The 15,485-nt window shown below is 69.6% G+C and carries 17 protein-coding genes; 6 read left to right on the forward strand and 11 right to left on the reverse strand.

Annotation, left to right across the window (positions count from 1 at the left end; all coding sequences use genetic code 11):
- Positions 1-41: 41 nt before the first annotated feature.
- Positions 42-422: a DUF779 domain-containing protein gene (locus NA8_RS03140; RefSeq protein WP_063048832.1), complete on the reverse strand. Its 381-nt coding sequence runs from the start codon at positions 420-422 to the stop codon at positions 42-44.
- Positions 423-604: 182 nt separating this feature from the next.
- A complete protein-coding gene (locus tag NA8_RS03145; protein ID WP_063048833.1) occupies positions 605-1,819 on the reverse strand; it encodes a sigma-54-dependent transcriptional regulator family protein in 1,215 nt (404 codons plus the stop codon).
- A 142-nt stretch (positions 1,820-1,961) separates the two neighbouring features.
- Here NA8_RS03145 and NA8_RS03150 point away from each other — a divergent pair, with 142 nt between their 5' ends.
- Positions 1,962-2,384, forward strand: a complete 423-nt coding sequence (locus tag NA8_RS03150) for an MmcQ/YjbR family DNA-binding protein (protein WP_063048834.1) — start codon at positions 1,962-1,964, stop codon at positions 2,382-2,384.
- Positions 2,385-2,388: 4 nt separating this feature from the next.
- Here NA8_RS03150 and NA8_RS03155 read toward each other — a convergent pair whose 3' ends face one another.
- The 4 genes from NA8_RS03155 to NA8_RS03170 all read right to left on the reverse strand — a co-directional run bounded on the left by NA8_RS03155 (position 2,389) and on the right by NA8_RS03170 (position 4,993).
- A complete protein-coding gene (locus NA8_RS03155) occupies positions 2,389-2,712 on the reverse strand; it encodes a hypothetical protein (RefSeq protein ID WP_063048835.1) in 324 nt (107 codons plus the stop codon).
- 79 nt (positions 2,713-2,791) lie between these two features.
- On the reverse strand, positions 2,792-3,931 hold the full coding sequence (locus NA8_RS03160; protein WP_063048836.1) for an alkaline phosphatase family protein: 1,140 nt from the start codon (positions 3,929-3,931) through the stop codon (positions 2,792-2,794).
- A 43-nt stretch (positions 3,932-3,974) separates the two neighbouring features.
- Positions 3,975-4,286 (reverse strand): nuclear transport factor 2 family protein, encoded by a 312-nt coding sequence (locus NA8_RS03165; protein ID WP_063048837.1) that lies wholly within the window; start codon positions 4,284-4,286, stop codon positions 3,975-3,977.
- Between the two features lie 77 nt (positions 4,287-4,363).
- Positions 4,364-4,993, reverse strand: coding sequence for a TetR/AcrR family transcriptional regulator (locus NA8_RS03170; RefSeq protein WP_063048838.1), 630 nt, complete (start codon positions 4,991-4,993; stop codon positions 4,364-4,366).
- 108 nt (positions 4,994-5,101) lie between these two features.
- Here NA8_RS03170 and NA8_RS03175 point away from each other — a divergent pair, with 108 nt between their 5' ends.
- The 3 genes from NA8_RS03175 to NA8_RS03185 are packed head-to-tail and all read left to right on the forward strand — an operon-like array spanning position 5,102 to position 7,310.
- Positions 5,102-6,166, forward strand: coding sequence for an NAD-dependent epimerase/dehydratase family protein (locus tag NA8_RS03175; protein WP_063048839.1), 1,065 nt, complete (start codon positions 5,102-5,104; stop codon positions 6,164-6,166).
- A gap of 10 nt (positions 6,167-6,176) precedes the next feature.
- On the forward strand, positions 6,177-6,377 hold the full coding sequence (locus tag NA8_RS03180) for a hypothetical protein (RefSeq protein WP_063048840.1): 201 nt from the start codon (positions 6,177-6,179) through the stop codon (positions 6,375-6,377).
- A gap of 48 nt (positions 6,378-6,425) precedes the next feature.
- Positions 6,426-7,310, forward strand: coding sequence for an LLM class F420-dependent oxidoreductase (locus NA8_RS03185; protein ID WP_063048841.1), 885 nt, complete (start codon positions 6,426-6,428; stop codon positions 7,308-7,310).
- 15 nt (positions 7,311-7,325) lie between these two features.
- Here the strand turns inward: NA8_RS03185 and NA8_RS33430 are convergent, their stop codons facing one another.
- The gene (locus tag NA8_RS33430) at positions 7,326-7,601 is read right to left on the reverse strand and encodes a hypothetical protein (RefSeq protein ID WP_157106499.1); all 276 of its coding nucleotides are present in this window, start codon (positions 7,599-7,601) and stop codon (positions 7,326-7,328) included.
- Between the two features lie 265 nt (positions 7,602-7,866).
- On the opposite strand from NA8_RS33430, the gene NA8_RS03195 reads away from it, so the two are divergent.
- Entirely contained in the window at positions 7,867-10,152 is a 2,286-nt protein-coding gene (locus tag NA8_RS03195; RefSeq protein ID WP_063048843.1) for an ATP-binding cassette domain-containing protein, read from the forward strand.
- On the opposite strand, the gene NA8_RS03200 is transcribed toward NA8_RS03195, so the two are convergent.
- From NA8_RS03200 to NA8_RS03210, 3 genes are all read right to left on the reverse strand, one after another.
- Positions 10,149-11,006: a helix-turn-helix transcriptional regulator gene (locus tag NA8_RS03200; RefSeq protein ID WP_063048844.1), complete on the reverse strand. Its 858-nt coding sequence runs from the start codon at positions 11,004-11,006 to the stop codon at positions 10,149-10,151. The genes NA8_RS03195 and NA8_RS03200 overlap by 4 nt on opposite strands.
- Before the next feature lie 263 nt (positions 11,007-11,269).
- A complete protein-coding gene (locus NA8_RS03205) occupies positions 11,270-11,887 on the reverse strand; it encodes an HAD family hydrolase (protein ID WP_169810452.1) in 618 nt (205 codons plus the stop codon).
- 203 nt (positions 11,888-12,090) lie between these two features.
- Positions 12,091-13,041: an Lrp/AsnC family transcriptional regulator gene (locus tag NA8_RS03210; protein ID WP_063048919.1), complete on the reverse strand. Its 951-nt coding sequence runs from the start codon at positions 13,039-13,041 to the stop codon at positions 12,091-12,093.
- A gap of 85 nt (positions 13,042-13,126) precedes the next feature.
- Between NA8_RS03210 and NA8_RS03215 the strand changes: the two genes are divergently transcribed.
- Positions 13,127-14,002: a VOC family protein gene (locus tag NA8_RS03215; protein ID WP_245663652.1), complete on the forward strand. Its 876-nt coding sequence runs from the start codon at positions 13,127-13,129 to the stop codon at positions 14,000-14,002.
- A 1-nt stretch (position 14,003) separates the two neighbouring features.
- On the opposite strand, the gene NA8_RS03220 is transcribed toward NA8_RS03215, so the two are convergent.
- Positions 14,004-15,425: an amino acid permease gene (locus NA8_RS03220; protein WP_063048846.1), complete on the reverse strand. Its 1,422-nt coding sequence runs from the start codon at positions 15,423-15,425 to the stop codon at positions 14,004-14,006.
- Positions 15,426-15,485: the final 60 nt, after the last annotated feature.

Genomic DNA, 15,485 nt, shown 5'->3' on the forward strand with positions numbered 1-15,485 from the left:
CCCACCCGGACGGACGACCCGCCGGTTCGGTCGTGCAGGGGTCACGCCAACCGGTCGGCTCCGGTGCGCGGCGGCCCTCCGGCCGCCAGCGCCGCTGCTTCCTCGTCGGTGAGCAGTCGTGATCTGATGACGAAACGCGTCTGCTCGAGAGTGTCCGAAGCCCGGCCGCCGGCTGCCTCGGCCACATCCACGGTGAGGTGGGTGTGCTTCCAGTGCTCGTACTGCTCGCCGCTGATCCACACTTCGGTGTGCCAGGGCAGATTGCCCAGCAGGACGTCGGCGCGGTCGATCCTGGACTCCCGGATGGGCAGGCACCGTGGCGAGTCGCTGTCGCGGTGCCCGGCGGACTGGTGCAGCAGCACCGCTCCGTGCTGATCGATCACGCTGCGCAAGACGGCCCTGGCGCGGTCGGTGATGTCCACCCGATGCGTTCGATGCGTCCCCGTGCCGTTCGACCGGCGTGGAGGACGTGGCCGGGCTGCGTCGGGTAGTCGGCGATGCCGCAGTCCCGCCCCCGGTCTGGTGTAGCTCATGATTCCTCGCAGATATCTCGGACCGATCCACTATGGTCCGCGGAGGTTGGTGCGAGGTTGGTGTGAATGCGTCAGTCGCGCAACGCCGTATGCAACCGAGCCGCGACCACCGCGCGGCGCACGTCGTAGGACGGGAGTAATCGCAGCGCGTGCTCGTGTACCGCGACATCACGGGGCGCGCGTTCGCCGAACGCCACCGCGTGCTCGGCTCGGTCACCGGCGAGCACGGCGGTCCGCACGCCGACGTCGAAGTAGTCGCGCCACTGCAGCACGCCGGGCGCCTCCGATCCGGGCAGCAGCGGTCCCCGGTACAGCCACACCGCCGAGGTGGTGTCACCCGCGGTGATGGCGGCGAACAGGTCGACGGCGTCGCAGGACACCGGACCGGTCAGCGCGTAACGGCGATTGCTGATCGCACCGCCGATCGCGCGGCGCAGATGCGAGACATCGGCTTTGAGCGTGCTGCTGGACACCGAACGGTCGCCGTACAGGGCGGCGTGCAATTGCTCCGGGGTGAAACCGTCCGGCTGCAGCGCCAGCAGGGCGAGGATCTCCAGCTGCCGAGGCGGCAGCGGCAGCGGCGCCCCGTCGCGTACCAGCCGTGCGGCGCCAAGGCACTCCAGCCGGATCCCCGGCTCGGGCGCGGGCTCGGCGGTGCGCAACATCGTCTCCACGGCCGTCACCAGCGCGCGCACCGAGGTGAGCACCGCGGGATGCGAGCGGTCCCAGGAACTCGACAGATCCAGCGCGCCGACCTGCCTGCCGTCGGGTCCGTGGATCGGCGCGGAATAGCAGACCCAGCCGTGCAGTGCGGCGATCAGGTGCTCGGCGGAGAACACCGAGGCGGGGCGGTCGGTGTGCAGCGCGAGGGCCAAGCCGGTGGTGCCCATATGGCTTTCGTCCCAGCATCCGCCCGGCGCGAGGTTGACCTGCTCGGCCTGCCTGCGCAGCATGCGGTCACCGCAGGACCACAACACGGTGCCCGCGCTGTCGGTGACCACCGCCAGATACCCGGAATCCTCGGTGATGGCACGCAGTTCACCCGCCAGCGCCGTCACCGGTCCGCGCAGCGGCGACGCGGCCCAGCGATCACCGATGTCGTCCACCCCCGGCGCGATCGTGCGACCGGGATCGACAGTGTGCAGCGAGCGCCGCCAGGATTGAGCTACGTCGTTGCGCAGGACGGTGTTCCGGGGGCGGGGTACCGCCCGCGGAGCCGTCGCCCAACGCTCCCATTCTCTTTCCAGTTCGACCCGCTGCTGTGTGAGGGCGCGGAACTGTGCCACGTGGAAGACCCGTCGTCGTGTGAGCTCGAATTCTCCGTCTCATTCTGGCGTACGCCGACCGGCGTGGCGAGCGTCCGGAGCCCTACCGGCCGGTCGCCTGCGCTTTCGAGCGAAGTGGGCCACGACGCCCTAGGCTGCTCGCATGGCGACCGGTTTCCAGCGGGCACGCCTCGCCGATGTGCACGAGGTGGCCTCGGGCATGCCCCATGTGACACGCGCCGACGGACCGCGCGGTAACCCGGTCTATCAGGTCGGGGGCAAGTCGTTCGTGTTCTTCCGCACTCCCCGTCCGGATGCCGTGGACCCGGTGACCGGCGAGCGCTACGCCGATGTGATCGTGATCTGGGTGCCGTCGGAGTCCGACAAACAGGCGCTGGTGCAGGACCCGGCCTCGCCGTTCTTCACCACGCGGCATTTCGACGGCCATCCCTCGGTCCTGGTCCGCGCCGCCCGCCTCGGCGCACTGAGCCGTCGAGAACTCACCGAGGTCATCCAGGACGCCTGGCTGTCGCGCGCCTCGCGCAAGCGCGCGGCGGACTGGCTGGCCGCCCATCCGCCGCGCTGAGCGGTCACTTCCGGATGAAGATCCCGGCCACGTCGGCGTTCTTGATGGGGGTGTCGGTGTTGGCCTGGGCGCCGCACAGCAAGTCGACCGACACCATCGTCGCGTCCACCGCGGTCCCGGCGGGCTCGCGGTCGTCCTGGCTCTGCTGCTTGACGAACTTGGTGATCGTCGTGCGCTTGGTGTCCTGATCCTGCTTGACGTACTCGCTGCACGGAGTGTCGCCGCCGCGGTTGAGGGCGCGTTCGATGTCGGTGCAACCGGTGAGGGCCATGGCGACCATCGCGAACCCGAGGCCGGCCCGGCCGGTCCGTGACAGCGTGGCATTCATGGGCTCCTCCTGAAGGGTCGGCGGCGACACCCGCCGCGATCGGACTCCAGACTAGAGCGCTGTTCACCGGAGGCGGGCGCTAGGCACGGAAGACACACAGCGGCACCTCCACTTCCGCCGGCGTGAGCGAACCGTGTTGCCCGACCAGCGACGACTGCAATGGTTCGACGCCGCTGCGGATGACACCACGCCGCCCCCGCGCGAGCACGACGAGATCGCCGATGCGCTGGGCGATCGCGGGGTCGACGGTGGGGCCGAACCAGCCTCGGGCCACGGTCTCCTCCTTGCCGAGCACCTCGAAGTCCGCGCCGAGCACGGCCTGCCAGGCCGCCGCGACGTCGGATTCGGCGCCCGGCGCGGTGTAGACGTGCCGGGCCCGCGCTTCCCCGCCGAGCGCCCGGACGCCTTCTCGCAGGACGGGGGTGGTGTCGAAATCGATGCTGTCGTCCATCTGCACCATGCCGTGGTCGGCGGTGACCAGCAGCGCCGCGCCCGCGGGCAGCTCGGCGGCGAGCGCTGCGGCGAGCCGGTCGGTGTTGGCCAGTTCCAATTCCCAGGCCCGCGACGAAGGGCCGCGCACATGTCCGGTCAGGTCGAGATCGCCGTGGTAGGTGTAGACCAGCGAGCGCGGGCCGGCCCGTAACGCCTCGCTCACACCTGCGACGAGATCGCCGAACGACAGCTGGGGGAGGAATCGGCAACCGCGCAGCACCGCCTCGGTCAGTCCCGATCCGGCCTGATCGCGCGGCGACACCTGTGCGACCGCGACGCCGTCGGCGACGGCACGCTGGAAAACGGTTGTGCGGGGCTGGAACTCCGCCGGGATCAATTCCTTGCGCAGATCGGACTTCGGCACGCCGTGCAGCCGCCAGGACAACGGGGTGAACAGCCGGTCGTAGCCGGGGACGTGGAACAGATAGCCGACGATCCCGTGCTCGCCCGGCGGAACGCCCACCCCGAGCGAGGCGAGGCTGGTCGCCGTCGTCGTGGGGAAACCGGCCGTGAGCCGGACCGGCGCGAGGCCGGACAGAAACGGCGCCGCAGTGGGATTCGCGACGAGATCCTGGTAGCCGAGCCCGTCCACCAGCAGGACGCAGACCTGGTCGGCATTCAGGCCAAGCCCTAGGCGGTCTTCCTCGCCCGGCACGCCGAGACCGGCGAGGACGGAGGGGAACACATCGGCCAGGGAACCGGTACCGTAACGCGGCGCGACGAACACGAAGGTCAGAATGTCAATGTCGGCGGCTGCCTGGCAAGGGTATTCACGCCTGTCCGGTCTCGAAACGGCTCACCTTGCCATCGCGCAGGACGAATCGCCAGGTGGTCCGCATCGAGCCCCATCGCGAATTGGTGTAGTCGGCAACGAGTTCGGTGCCGTCGTCGCCGATGGACTCGATCCGCATGCGGGCGTTGCTGTCGAAGATCTCCGCTCCGGTCCACTGCGCGAGGTCGCGCTCCACACCGTCGTCGGACATGGTGGCATCGTCGGTGAGTACCGCGTAGAACCGGTCCTGATCGTTGGCGTTGAGCGCGTCGACGAACTCCTGCACCGTCGGATCCAGCTGCGCGGTCATCCGTGTCGTCCTCTCGGATCGGTGTGAGAAGCATCGGACAGCAAATGTCTGGCATCTACTCTAGGTCAGCGGCTACTCTAGGCCGGCGGCGTCGCGCTCGGCTCGATCAGAGTTGCGAAGGTTCGCATGACATCGTCTACCAACGCCGCGGCGTTCGTGCCGAACTGTCCCGCGCGTTTCTCCAGTTGGCCGTCCAGCCACAGCGAGGCCAGCCCGTGGCCGAGCCCCCAGAACATGACCGCCAACGTGTCGGCCTTGTCGGCGGGCAGCGCTCCCGCGCGGACACACTCCGCGATCGCGTCGGCCAGGACGCCGAACGCCGCGTCGCCCGCCGCCATCGTGTCGGGATGCTTGTCGGGCTGGGACAGTTCGGGCCGGAACATCAAGCGGAAGTACGCCGGGTTCTCGCGGGAGAACCGCACGTAGGCGTTCGCCAGCGCGGTCAGGGCGGCCATGGGCGTTTCCGCCTCGGCCCGGGCCGCCGCCAGTTGCGTCCCGAGTAACTGGAAGCCCCGGGTGGACAGCGTTGCGAGCAGGGCGGCCCGGTCGGGGAAATGGTGGTACGGAGCCGCCGTGCTCACCCCTGCCTCGCGCGCCACGCGGCGCAGGCTGACCGCCGCGAGTCCTTCCGTCTCGATCAATCGCAGGCAGGCCGCCAGCAGCGCGTCGCGCAAGGCGCCGTGGTGGTAACTGGTCCGCGTCACCATCCGAGCGTATGCGACGCGTCCTGGACAACCTAACTATGCGGTGCTTAGATTATCTGAGCGGCGCTCAGATGCTGGCCGCGGTAGCCACTCGACGAGAGGGATGAGCACATGAGCACACGGGTAACAGTCACCGGCGCAACGGGATTCGTCGCAGGCCACGTCATCGCCGAGTTGCTGGAGCACGGGTACGCCGTGCGCGCGACGGTCCGCGACCTCGCCGACGTCGGTAAACGAGCGCACCTGGTGGAATTGGCCCGCCGCACCGGTGGCGCACTGGAGTTCGCGCAAGCCGATCTGAACGGCGACGACGGCTGGGCGGCCGCCGTGGCGGGCAGCGCCGGGGTATTGCACGTAGCCTCTCCGTTCCCCACCACCCCGCCCGAGGACGAGCGCGAACTCATCGACACCGCGGTCGAGGGAACTCTGCGGGTGCTGCGCGCCTGCGCTGCCGCGGGCACCGTCCGCCGTGTGGTGCTCACCTCCTCGATCGCCGCGATCGCCTACGGTCACACCGAGGACGCCCTGCGCACCGAGGCCGACTGGACGGTGGTCGAGCGCAGCCCGGCCTACCAGAAGAGTAAGACGCTGGCCGAGCGGGCGGCCTGGGATTTCGTCGCGCAACTCCCGGCCGCCGAGCGATTCGAACTGGTCGTCGTCAATCCGGGCATGGTGCTCGGACCGTTGCTGTCCGTGGCGACGAGCACCTCGCACGAGCCCGTGCGGCGGTTGCTGGCCGGAGACGTACCCGGCGCGCCGCGGGTCGGCTGGGCGCCGGTGGACGTGCGTGATCTCGCCGCGGCGCACCGGCTCGTGCTGGAGACCCCGGCAGCCGCGGGCAACCGTTACATCTGCGCGGGCGAGCACCTGTGGATGGAGGATATGGCGCGCATCCTCGCCGAGGAATACGGACCGCGCGGGTTTCGCGTGCCCACCAGACGACTGCCGAACTGGGTAGTGCGTTGCGTCGCGCTTTTCGACAAGGGCGTCCGGCTGACACTGCCGAGCTTGGGGCGCACCGAGTCGCTCAGCGCCGGCAAAGCCAGGCACGAACTGGGCTGGACCATGCGTCCGGTGCGGGAATCGGTGGTGGACACCGCGGAAAGCCTGCTGCAGCGCGGGATCGTCGCGACGCCGCGGCGCAAGTCCGCCGCGCCGGCCGCCGCGCGCGTCTGAGGGGGCGGGCATGCTGATCGCGACATTGATCATCGCCACGGTCGCGATGACGCGGCGCTGGTTCGCCCGCCGGTCCCCGCGCGGGAAGTCCGACCGGCGCGACACCCCCGGTTCGGGCCGGCGGGGGTGGCGCCGGCCGCTGCCGGTGACCGCCACCCTCCTCGCGCTGCTCGGGGTCGCGGTGGTGTCGGGCACGCCGGCCCAGTGCTGAACCGGCCCCGGCGTCCGGCCTTCCGGCGTGATTCGCTAGACAGAACACGTGACTGCGCAGCGCTCCTTCCGGTTCGGTGTCAACATGGTGGTCCCCGAGTCCCGGTCGAATTGGATCGAAAAGTGCCGCCGGGCAGAAGAACTCGGCTTCGATGTGGTCGGCGTTCCCGATCATCTCGGCCTGCCCGCGCCGTTCCCCGCGATGATCCTGGCCGCCGAGGCGACCGAACGGGTGCGGTTGAACACATTCGTGCTCAACACCGCGTTCTACAACCCGGTCCTGCTGGCCCGCGACGTGGCCGGCGCCGATCAGTTCACCGACGGGCGCGTCGAACTCGGGCTCGGCGCCGGCTACGTGCAGGCGGAATTCGAGGCCGCGGGCATCCCGTTCGAAAGCGGGAGCAAGCGCGTCGAGCACCTGGAGCAGACGGTGATCACGCTGCGCCGCCTGTTCTCCGACCCGGAGTATCAGCCGCAGCCCGCGCAACCGTCGGGTCCGCCCGTGCTCATCGGCGGATGGGGCGATCGGTTGCTCGCCGTCGCCGCGCGGCACGCGGACATCATCGCCTTCACCGGGGCCGCGGCCGCGCGCAACGGCGGACCGCTGCAGATGGCCGGGCTCGCCGAGATCGAGGAGCGCGTCGCCTACGTGCGGGAACTGCTCGGTGCGCGGCTGGACAAGGTCGAGTTCAACATCCTGGTGCAGCGGGTTGTCCCGCCGGAGGAACGCGCGGGCGTCCTGGAGGTCTTCGGCCCGGCGCTGCCGCCGGACGTCGCGGACTCCCCGGAGGAGCACCCGATCCTGCTTATGGGCACCCCCGAGGAGATGGCCGACCGCCTGCGCGAGCGGCGCGACCGTTACGGCATCAGCTACGTCACCGTCCTCGAGGACAGCATGGAGAAGTTCGCCGAGGTCATCCCGTTGCTGCGCTGATCCGCCGCTCGCGCTTCACGGCAGCCGATCGACGATGACGCGCGGATCGATTTGCCGCAGGCCTCTCGGCCTGCTGGTCAGGAATGGCCACATGCGTGCGACCGCCTCGCGGGTGACATGGCCGGCAGCGACCATGGCGTCAGTGGCAGCGCCGGCACCGGCCGGGTTCGCGGTGCGGTTCAACGCCGGGACCACGGTGTTCGGCGGGCCGACCAGCACGGCGGGGATGTCGAGCCGGTCGGGCGGGAGACCGCTCACGCGGGCTTGCGCCACGTCAGGGTGTAGTGCCATGAGCCGTCGTCGCATGCGCGACCTGGGCGGGAGTTCGGCTGTGGCCGAGCGGATCTCGGCATAACCGTCCACGGGGTCACGCATCGGCACGCTGGGCCCGTCGAGCCGGTGCACGCGGTCTGTCACCCGGATCGCGGGCGCCGGAATCAGGTAAGAAAATCCTTGCGCAACATCATGTTCCAAACACATTTCGAGAACGCGGAAATGTGATTTACGTCACATTCGCCGGAGCATTTCGTCGGTCCCTGATGGCAAGGTGTGCCATATGTCTTCCGCCGAATCCACCGCTTCGCTCGACGCCATCCGGGTCCTCGGAGCCAGTGAGCACAATCTGCGCGACGTGTCGCTCGAGATCCCGAAGAACAAGATCACCGTCTTCACCGGCGTCTCCGGCTCGGGCAAATCGTCGATCGTCTTCGACACCATCGCCGTCGAATCGCAGCGCCAGCTCTACGCCACGTTCCCGGCGTTCATCCTCAATTTCCTGCCCCGCTACGAACGCCCGCACGCCGAGGCCATCGAGAATCTCACCGCGCCGGTGATCATCGATCAGCAGCCGGTGGGCGGTGGGCCGCGCTCCACGGTCGGCACCATGACCGACATCTTCTCGATGGTGCGGGCGATGTTCGCCCGATTCGGTTCGCCCTCGGCCGGATTCGTCTACAACTATTCCTTCAATGTGCCGCAGGGCATGTGCCCGGACTGCGACGGTCTCGGGGTCACCGTACGCGCCGACCCCGATCGGTTGCTCGACCGGACGAAGTCGCTGAACGAAGGCGCGATACTGCTGCCGGGTTACGGCGTGGGCAGCGGGGATTGGCAACTCTATGGCAAGTCCGGCCGCTTCGACCCGGACAAGAAGCTGACCGACTACACCGGCGATGAACTCCACGACCTGCTCTACGGCACCGGCGGCAAGGTCGAGCTGACCTTCAGCAAAGGCACCTGGAAGGCGAATTACGAGGGTCTGGCAACGAAATTCACGCGGACCCGGCTGCAGCGCGATACCTCCACGCTGAGCGAGAAGACCCGCGAGCAGATGCGGCGATTCCTCACCGAGGGCGTCTGCGGAACCTGCGCGGGCGCCCGGTTGAACCAGGCGGCCTTGGCCACGAAGATCCACGGGCGCACCATCGCGGACTGGGCGCGCTTGCAGATCACCGATCTGATCGAGGTGCTCGACGAGATCACCGATCCGGCTGCCGTCGGCTTGGCCCGCGCCATCCGCACCGGCCTGCGGCGAGTGGCCGACATCGGGCTGGGCTATCTGAGCCTGGACCGGCCGACCTCGACCCTCTCCGGCGGCGAAGGGCAGCGGCTGAAGATGATCAAGCATCTGTCCAGCACGCTGATCGGACTGACCTACATCTTCGACGAACCCAGCGTCGGGCTGCACCCACGGGATGTGGGCCGGTTGAACGACCTACTGAAGGCGCTGCGGGACAAGGGGAACACGGTGATCGTGGTGGAACACGATCCGGATGTCATCCAGATCGCCGACCATATCGTCGACGTCGGGCCGCGCGCGGGCGTGCACGGCGGGCAAGTGGTGTTCCAAGGCAGTTTCGCCGACCTGCGGACCGCCGACACTCCGACCGGCGCCGGTCTGCGCAGGCCCTTCCGGGTGAAGGACTCCTTCCGCACGGGTACGGGCGAACTGCTCATCGAGCGCGCGGCGGTGCACAATCTGAAGAACGTCACCGTCGGGATCCCGACCGGCATCTTGACCTGCGTCACCGGCGTCGCGGGCTCGGGCAAGAGCAGCCTCATCCGGGACGTGTTCGTCAAGGAGTATCCCGAGGCGATCTTCGTGGACCAGTCGCCCATCGCGGCGTCGTCCCGGTCCACTCCCGCGACCTATCTCGGGTTGATGGACCCCATTCGCAAGTTGTTCGCCAAGGCGACGGGGGAGTCCGCGGCCCTGTTCAGCTTCAATTCGGCGGGCGCGTGCGAGCAGTGTGAGGGCCGCGGCGTGATCATCACCGAGATCGCCTACATGGACCCCGTGACCACCCATTGCGACGCCTGCGACGGACGGCGCTTCTCCGATGAGGTGCTCGCCCTGACGCTGCGCGGTAAATCCATCGCCGACGTGCTGGAGATGTCGGCCGAGGAGGCGCTCGGATTCTTCGCCGAGAAGGCGCTGCACACCAAGCTGCGCACCATGAACGAGGTGGGCCTGGACTATCTCAGCCTGGGACAGGCGATGAGTACGCTCTCCGGCGGAGAGCGGCAGCGGATCAAATTGGCGACCCAGTTGCAGAACACTGGCAGCGTCTACGTGCTCGACGAACCAACCACCGGCCTGCACATGTCCGACGTCGACACGCTGCTCGGGCTGATGGACGGTCTGGTCGACCGCGGCAACACCGTCGTGGTGATCGAGCACAATCTCGACGTGGTCGCCCACTCGGACTGGGTGATCGATCTCGGGCCCGACGGCGGCAAGGGCGGCGGCGAGATCGTCTGCACCGGGACGCCCGCCGAGTTGCTCGCGCATCCGTCCTCGCTCACCGGCGAATACCTGCGCCGCTACAAGGCGGCTAGCTAGCCGCCGGGCTCCGGCGCTGTGAACTGCTGAGTCCCCGTCACCCGCAGCAGTTCCAGCGCCGAGGCCTCCCGGCTGCCGGCCGCCGCCGAGTAGACCACGACCGCCTGGTCGGTGTCCGGGACCAATAAGGTGTCGCAGTCCAGCCGCAGCGCGCCGAGATCCGGGTGTTCGATCGTCTTGGTCGCGCTGCGCCACTGCCCGGATCGCCGTGCGGTCCACAGCTGCTCGAATCGTGGACTGCGGGCGCGGAGTTCGGAGACCAAGCGCAGGAGGCCGGGATCGTCGGGATAGCGGGCGCGGGCGCTGCGCAGACTGGCGACGGAGAACGACGCCGCGTTCTCGGCCTCGGCGGGCGTCATCGCGACTCGTCCCGGCTCGGTGCCGAGAAAGCGCTGCCAGATGATGTTGCGCTGGGCGGGCGGCCATGCCGAGAAATCACCGAGCAGCGCGGTCGCCATCGGATTCCAGGCCAGCACATCGGCTTTGGCAGAGAGCACCAGTGCGGGCAGATCCGCCATCCGGTCCAGCAGCCGCAAGACGCTCGGGCGCACCACCATGTCGATGCGGCCTTCCTGCGGTGGCGCCGCGCCCGCGAGCTGGAACAGCAGCGTGCGGTCCTCGTCGTTGAGCCGCAGTGCGCGGGCGAGCGCGGCCAGCACCGCGGTGGACGGACGTGGTCCGCGCCCTTGCTCCAGGCGAACCACATAGTCCACGCTGACGCCGGCGAGTTGGGCGACCTCCTCGCGGCGCAACCCCCGCACCTGCCTACGGGCGCCCGCGGGCAGCCCGACATCGCCCGGACGCACGTGGTCGCGCGCCTGCCTGAGCAACGCGGCCAGCTCGGTTCGATCCACCTGTCGATCATGCCGCAGCCGGTGGTCGCCGGGGTAGGACCGCTGCTCCCAGGTGGTAGCGGCCCTGCTGGACCGGCGCCGTGGTGAGCCGCGGTGCCTGCGGTGACCTCGCCGCAGCGGGGCGCTACCGGATTTCCGCGCTCGGTGCCCAGCGAGAACACGGTACCCAGCGAGAACACCGAGGGAGTTCTGCCGCGCGCATCGTCGGCCTTTCGACACGGCTGCGGGCGCCGCCGGAGGGGCTGACCCCTAGCGACGCCGCATTAGGCGGTGACCGCGCCGAACTCCGTCGCGAGCCAGGCGGGGAACTCGGTGAGATCGGTGAGGACCACATCCGCGCCCGCCGCCCGCAGTTCGTCGGCCGAGCACGGTCCGGTGCTGACGCCGACGGCGAAGACATCCGCGGCCCGCGCGCCGTTCATGTCGCCGACGTGGTCGCCGACGAAGAGGTCGGCGCCTTGCTCGCGCAGTGTCGCCGCCTTGCCCGCCGACCAGAGGTCGCCCGCGAGGTGGTCGATGCGCCAACCGAGTTCGGCGATGTGCAGCTGCGCCAGCGGGGCATGCTTGCCGGTGACCACGAGTACCCGTCCGTTGCGGGCCTCCACGGCGGCCAGCGCGGACTGCGCGCCGGGCATCGGGGGGATTGTCGACACGAGCGTCGGATACAGCGCCCGGTAGCGGGTCACCAGCGCTGGGACGAGTTCCTCCGGCGCGCCCGCCTCGACGAGCAGGGTGGCCAGCGGTGGGCCGAGCCGATCGGCGAACGTCGTCCCACACAGCGGCAGGTCGAACTCCGCGCCGAGCAGGTCGATGGCCCGCGCGACGCCGGGCCGCGAGTCGATCAGCGTCATGTCGAGGTCGAAGCCGACGGTCCAGGTCACTTGATCGACCCTAATCGCCCGCGTGGCGGCGTGCCGGTCGGGCTGCTGTGATTCACAACTCCGCCGCACCCGGGGTGTGTGTGCGGTGGGGCGGTCCGGACGGTGTGGTGGTGCGGCCATGCTTCACGTGGAACCGCCGATGCACTCGATGTCACGTAACCGGCTGTGCGATCGAATATTTCGGCGTCGGACGCAAACCTGCGTCAGGTGCGGATCGGTGGCGCGGTGCGTTTGGCGTAGCCGCTGATCGGGCTGATCTCCATGCGATCTATCCCGCTCAGGGCCCCGATTCGCTCGGTTGTGTAGCGGAAGAGGGCATCGGTGTCGCGGCAGACAGTGCACACCAGCAGATTGTGCGGGCCGGTGATGGCGCCGACGAACGCCGCCTCCGGATCGGCGCCGAGCGTGGCAGCGACGGTGACCAGGTTCGCGGGAGTCACGGTGAGCCAGAGCAGGCTTTGCGCCGTGAACCCGAACAGGGCGGGATCGATCTCGACATCGAATCCGAGCACCCGGGCGTGACGCAGTTCCTCCACCCGACGCCGCACCGCGGATTCCGACCACCCGACAACGCGCGCGAGCCGTGGATAGGCTGCCCGCCCGTCGGCGGCCAGCGCGGGCAGCAGACGCTGATCCAGTTCGCTCGGCGCCACGGGCGCGGGCCGGTCCGCGCGAGGCGCACCGATGGCCGCGCTCTGCTCGGTGGACAGCGCCGACATCCGTTCCCGCCAGCGGTGTCGCATGACGTGCCGCAAGACGCGCTGGGCGTCCACCGCCTGGACGGCCGGATGGCGGGCCAGCTCGGGCAGCGGGGCGTCGCCGGGGACACGAAAAAGGCAGGTCAGTTCTGTTCCGCCGGCGATGACCGTCACCCAGGCGGTATCGGCGCGGCGCGCCAGCGCGCGGGCCAGCGCGACGGTGGCATCCGGCCGGACCCGCAGTCGGACCAGCCACTCGGCGTGGCCCACGTGCCCGATATCGGCGACCCCGGTCACCCGTAGCCCGCCCGTGTCGAGTAGCCGCCGGTAGCGGCGGGCCAGCGTGCGCTCGGAGACCTCCAGAACGGGCGCGAGCCTGCTGAACGGCGCGCGGCCGTCGAGCTGCAAGGCGTGTAGCAGCCTTCGGTCGACGTCGTCCAAAATGACCGAATCCACCACGTCAGCGTAGGGCAGCGCCGGATTCCGCCGAATCGTCCTCGGTGACGGGCGGCGCGGCGCCGGCGGGACCAGCATCGTCCGTGTGCAGAAACCGATCGACGCCATCCACCACACCGGAATCCTGACCCGCGATCTGGACGGCCTGGAACGCCGCTATCTCGATCTCGGGTTCACGCTGAGTCCCCGCTCGCGGCACCTGCTGAGCGCGCGCCCGGGCGAACCCCCCACGCCCGGTTGCACGGCCAACCGGTGCGCGTTGTTCGGCGGGGCCTACCTCGAACTGCTCGGCATCGTGGACGAATCCGCGCCGGATCCATGGCACACCAAGGCGATGGCCGACGAGTACGAGGGCTTCCGCCTGCTCAACCTCGAGACCGGTGACGCCGAGTCGGCGCGGCGGCAGCTCGCGGCGGCGGGCGTGCCCGCCTCCGGCGTGCTGGACCTGGAGCGCGAGGTCGAGACCGAGGACGGCATTCGTGTGGTGCGCGCGCGGGCCGTGCACGTGGACCCGCGTTCGACGCCGGAGGCGCTGCTGGGCGTGGCCCAGCATCTGACCCGTGAATATGTACACCAGCCGCGCTACCTGTCGCACCCGAACGGCGCCCGCGCCATCGCCGCTGTGCTCATCGTCGGGGCCGACGCCGAGTTCGACGCGATCGTCGAACGCTACAGCCGCGTCTTGGCTGTGGCCGCTGTTCGCAAGGGACCGCTGACCGTGTTGGAGATGGGCGCGGGGCGGCTGGAGTTGGTGCGCGCGTCCGAGGCCCCCGCCGTGCTGCCGGGCGAACCGGCGCCCGCGCCGTCGTACCTGGCCGCCATGACCATCGCGGTGCACGATCCTGCCGTCGCACGCGACATCGTCGGGAACGCGGGTGTACCGGTTCGGGAGACGGACGAGGGTTTCTTCGTCTCCGCACGGGATGCCTACGGCGCGGGCCTGTTCTTCGTGGCGGGCTGAGTCAGGCCCCAGCCGGCGGGCCTGCGGTGGGTCGTGGCTCGGCGAGGGTGGAGCGGTTGCGTCCGTATCCGAGGTAGACCGCGATGCCGACCAGGACCCACACGCCGAACCGCACCCAGGTCAGCGCCTCGAGGGTGGTCGCGAGCAGGACGCAGCCGAACAGCGCGAGCAACGGAACCACCGGCACCAGCGGGGTGCGGAACGGGCGCTCGCGCTCGGGCTCCGCCCGGCGCAGCACCAGCACGCCCACGCACACCACGGCGAACGCCGACAGCGCGCCGATGTTCACCAATTCGACCACGATGTCGATCGGCAGCAGTCCCGCGATCACCGCGCCCAGCACGCCCAGCAGCAGCGTCAGCCGCACCGGGGTGGAACGCTTCCCGGTGGCCGCGAGGCGGTAGGGCAGCAGCCGGTCGCGGCACATCGCGAACATCAATCGCACCTGCGCGTAGACGATCAGCAGCAGTCCCTTGGTGAGTGCGATGATCGAGGCGATCACGATGACATCGCCGATCCATCCGATCCGCACCGCGCCGAACGCGGTGGCGATCGGCGCGCCGTTGTTCAGCGTGGCGAACGGCACCATGCCGGTGAGCACGGCGCTGACCAGCGCGTAGAGCACAGTGGCGATGAGTACCGTGCCGATGATGGCGAACGGTACGTCGCGGCGTGGGTTGCGGGCCTCCTCCGCCGACGCGGCGACCACGTCGAAGCCGAGGAAGGCGAAGAACGCTATCGCCGCGCCGCCGATGATGCCGCCGATCCCGAACGGCGCGAACGGGGTCCAGTTGTCCACGCTCGCGTGCGGGGCGCCGACGGCGACCACCAGCACGAGCACGCCGATGGTCACCCCGACCAGCGCCTTGGTGATGCGCGCGGTGAATGTCACCTCGCCGACCAGCACCGCGACGACGGCGGCGACGATCAGGACGGCGGGCAGGTTCACCACGCCGCCTTCGGCGGGCCCCGCGACGAGTGCGTGCGGGATGGTGATGCCGAACAGGGAGTCCAGCGCGGAGACCGTGGTCCCGGACCAGCCGATCGCCACCGCGGCGCCCGCGATGACGAACTCCAGCAGCAGGTTCCAGCCGACCAGGAACGCTGGTGCTTCACCGAGAGTCGCGTAGGTGTAGGTGTACGCGCTGCCGGAGACCGGCACCATCGCCGCGAGTTCGCTGTAGCACAGCGCCACCAGTGCGCACACCGCTCCGGCCAGGACGAACGACAGCACGATGGCTGGGCCGGCCTTCTCCGCGGCGGCGACGCCGGTGATGACGAAGATGCCCGCGCCGACGATGGTGCCGACGCCCATGGCGGTGAGATCGAGTCGGCCGAGCCTGCGCGCGAGCGTGGGAGCGCCCGCCTGGGTCGTGGTGTCGGGCAGTCGGCGGCGCCATCGCCGGGCGGATGCGGTGGTCATGACTCCCTTACGAGAACAGTCCGTCGGTCACGGCCGGTGTGCCGAACCGATAGCCATTCT

Source organism: Nocardia arthritidis NBRC 100137, from assembly GCF_001612765.1.
Lineage (GTDB): Bacteria > Actinomycetota > Actinomycetes > Mycobacteriales > Mycobacteriaceae > Nocardia > Nocardia arthritidis.

Excerpts from the sequence above, each read along its gene's own strand:
- NA8_RS03165 (WP_063048837.1), bottom strand. The coding sequence starts at position 4,286 with ATGACCGCGCAGCTGGATCCGACGGTGCAGGAGTTCGTCGACGCGCTC.
- NA8_RS03155 (WP_063048835.1), bottom strand. The coding sequence starts at position 2,712 with ATGAATGCCACGCTGTCACGGACCGGCCGGGCCGGCCTCGGGTTCGCG.
- NA8_RS03150 (WP_063048834.1), top strand. The coding sequence starts at position 1,962 with ATGGCGACCGGTTTCCAGCGGGCACGCCTCGCCGATGTGCACGAGGTG.
- NA8_RS03220 (WP_063048846.1), bottom strand. The coding sequence starts at position 15,425 with ATGACCACCGCATCCGCCCGGCGATGGCGCCGCCGACTGCCCGACACC.
- NA8_RS03175 (WP_063048839.1), top strand. The coding sequence starts at position 5,102 with ATGAGCACACGGGTAACAGTCACCGGCGCAACGGGATTCGTCGCAGGC.
- NA8_RS03180 (WP_063048840.1), top strand. The coding sequence starts at position 6,177 with ATGCTGATCGCGACATTGATCATCGCCACGGTCGCGATGACGCGGCGC.
- NA8_RS03170 (WP_063048838.1), bottom strand. The coding sequence starts at position 4,993 with ATGGTGACGCGGACCAGTTACCACCACGGCGCCTTGCGCGACGCGCTG.
- NA8_RS03195 (WP_063048843.1), top strand. The coding sequence starts at position 7,867 with ATGTCTTCCGCCGAATCCACCGCTTCGCTCGACGCCATCCGGGTCCTC.
- NA8_RS33430 (WP_157106499.1), bottom strand. The coding sequence starts at position 7,601 with ATGGCACTACACCCTGACGTGGCGCAAGCCCGCGTGAGCGGTCTCCCG.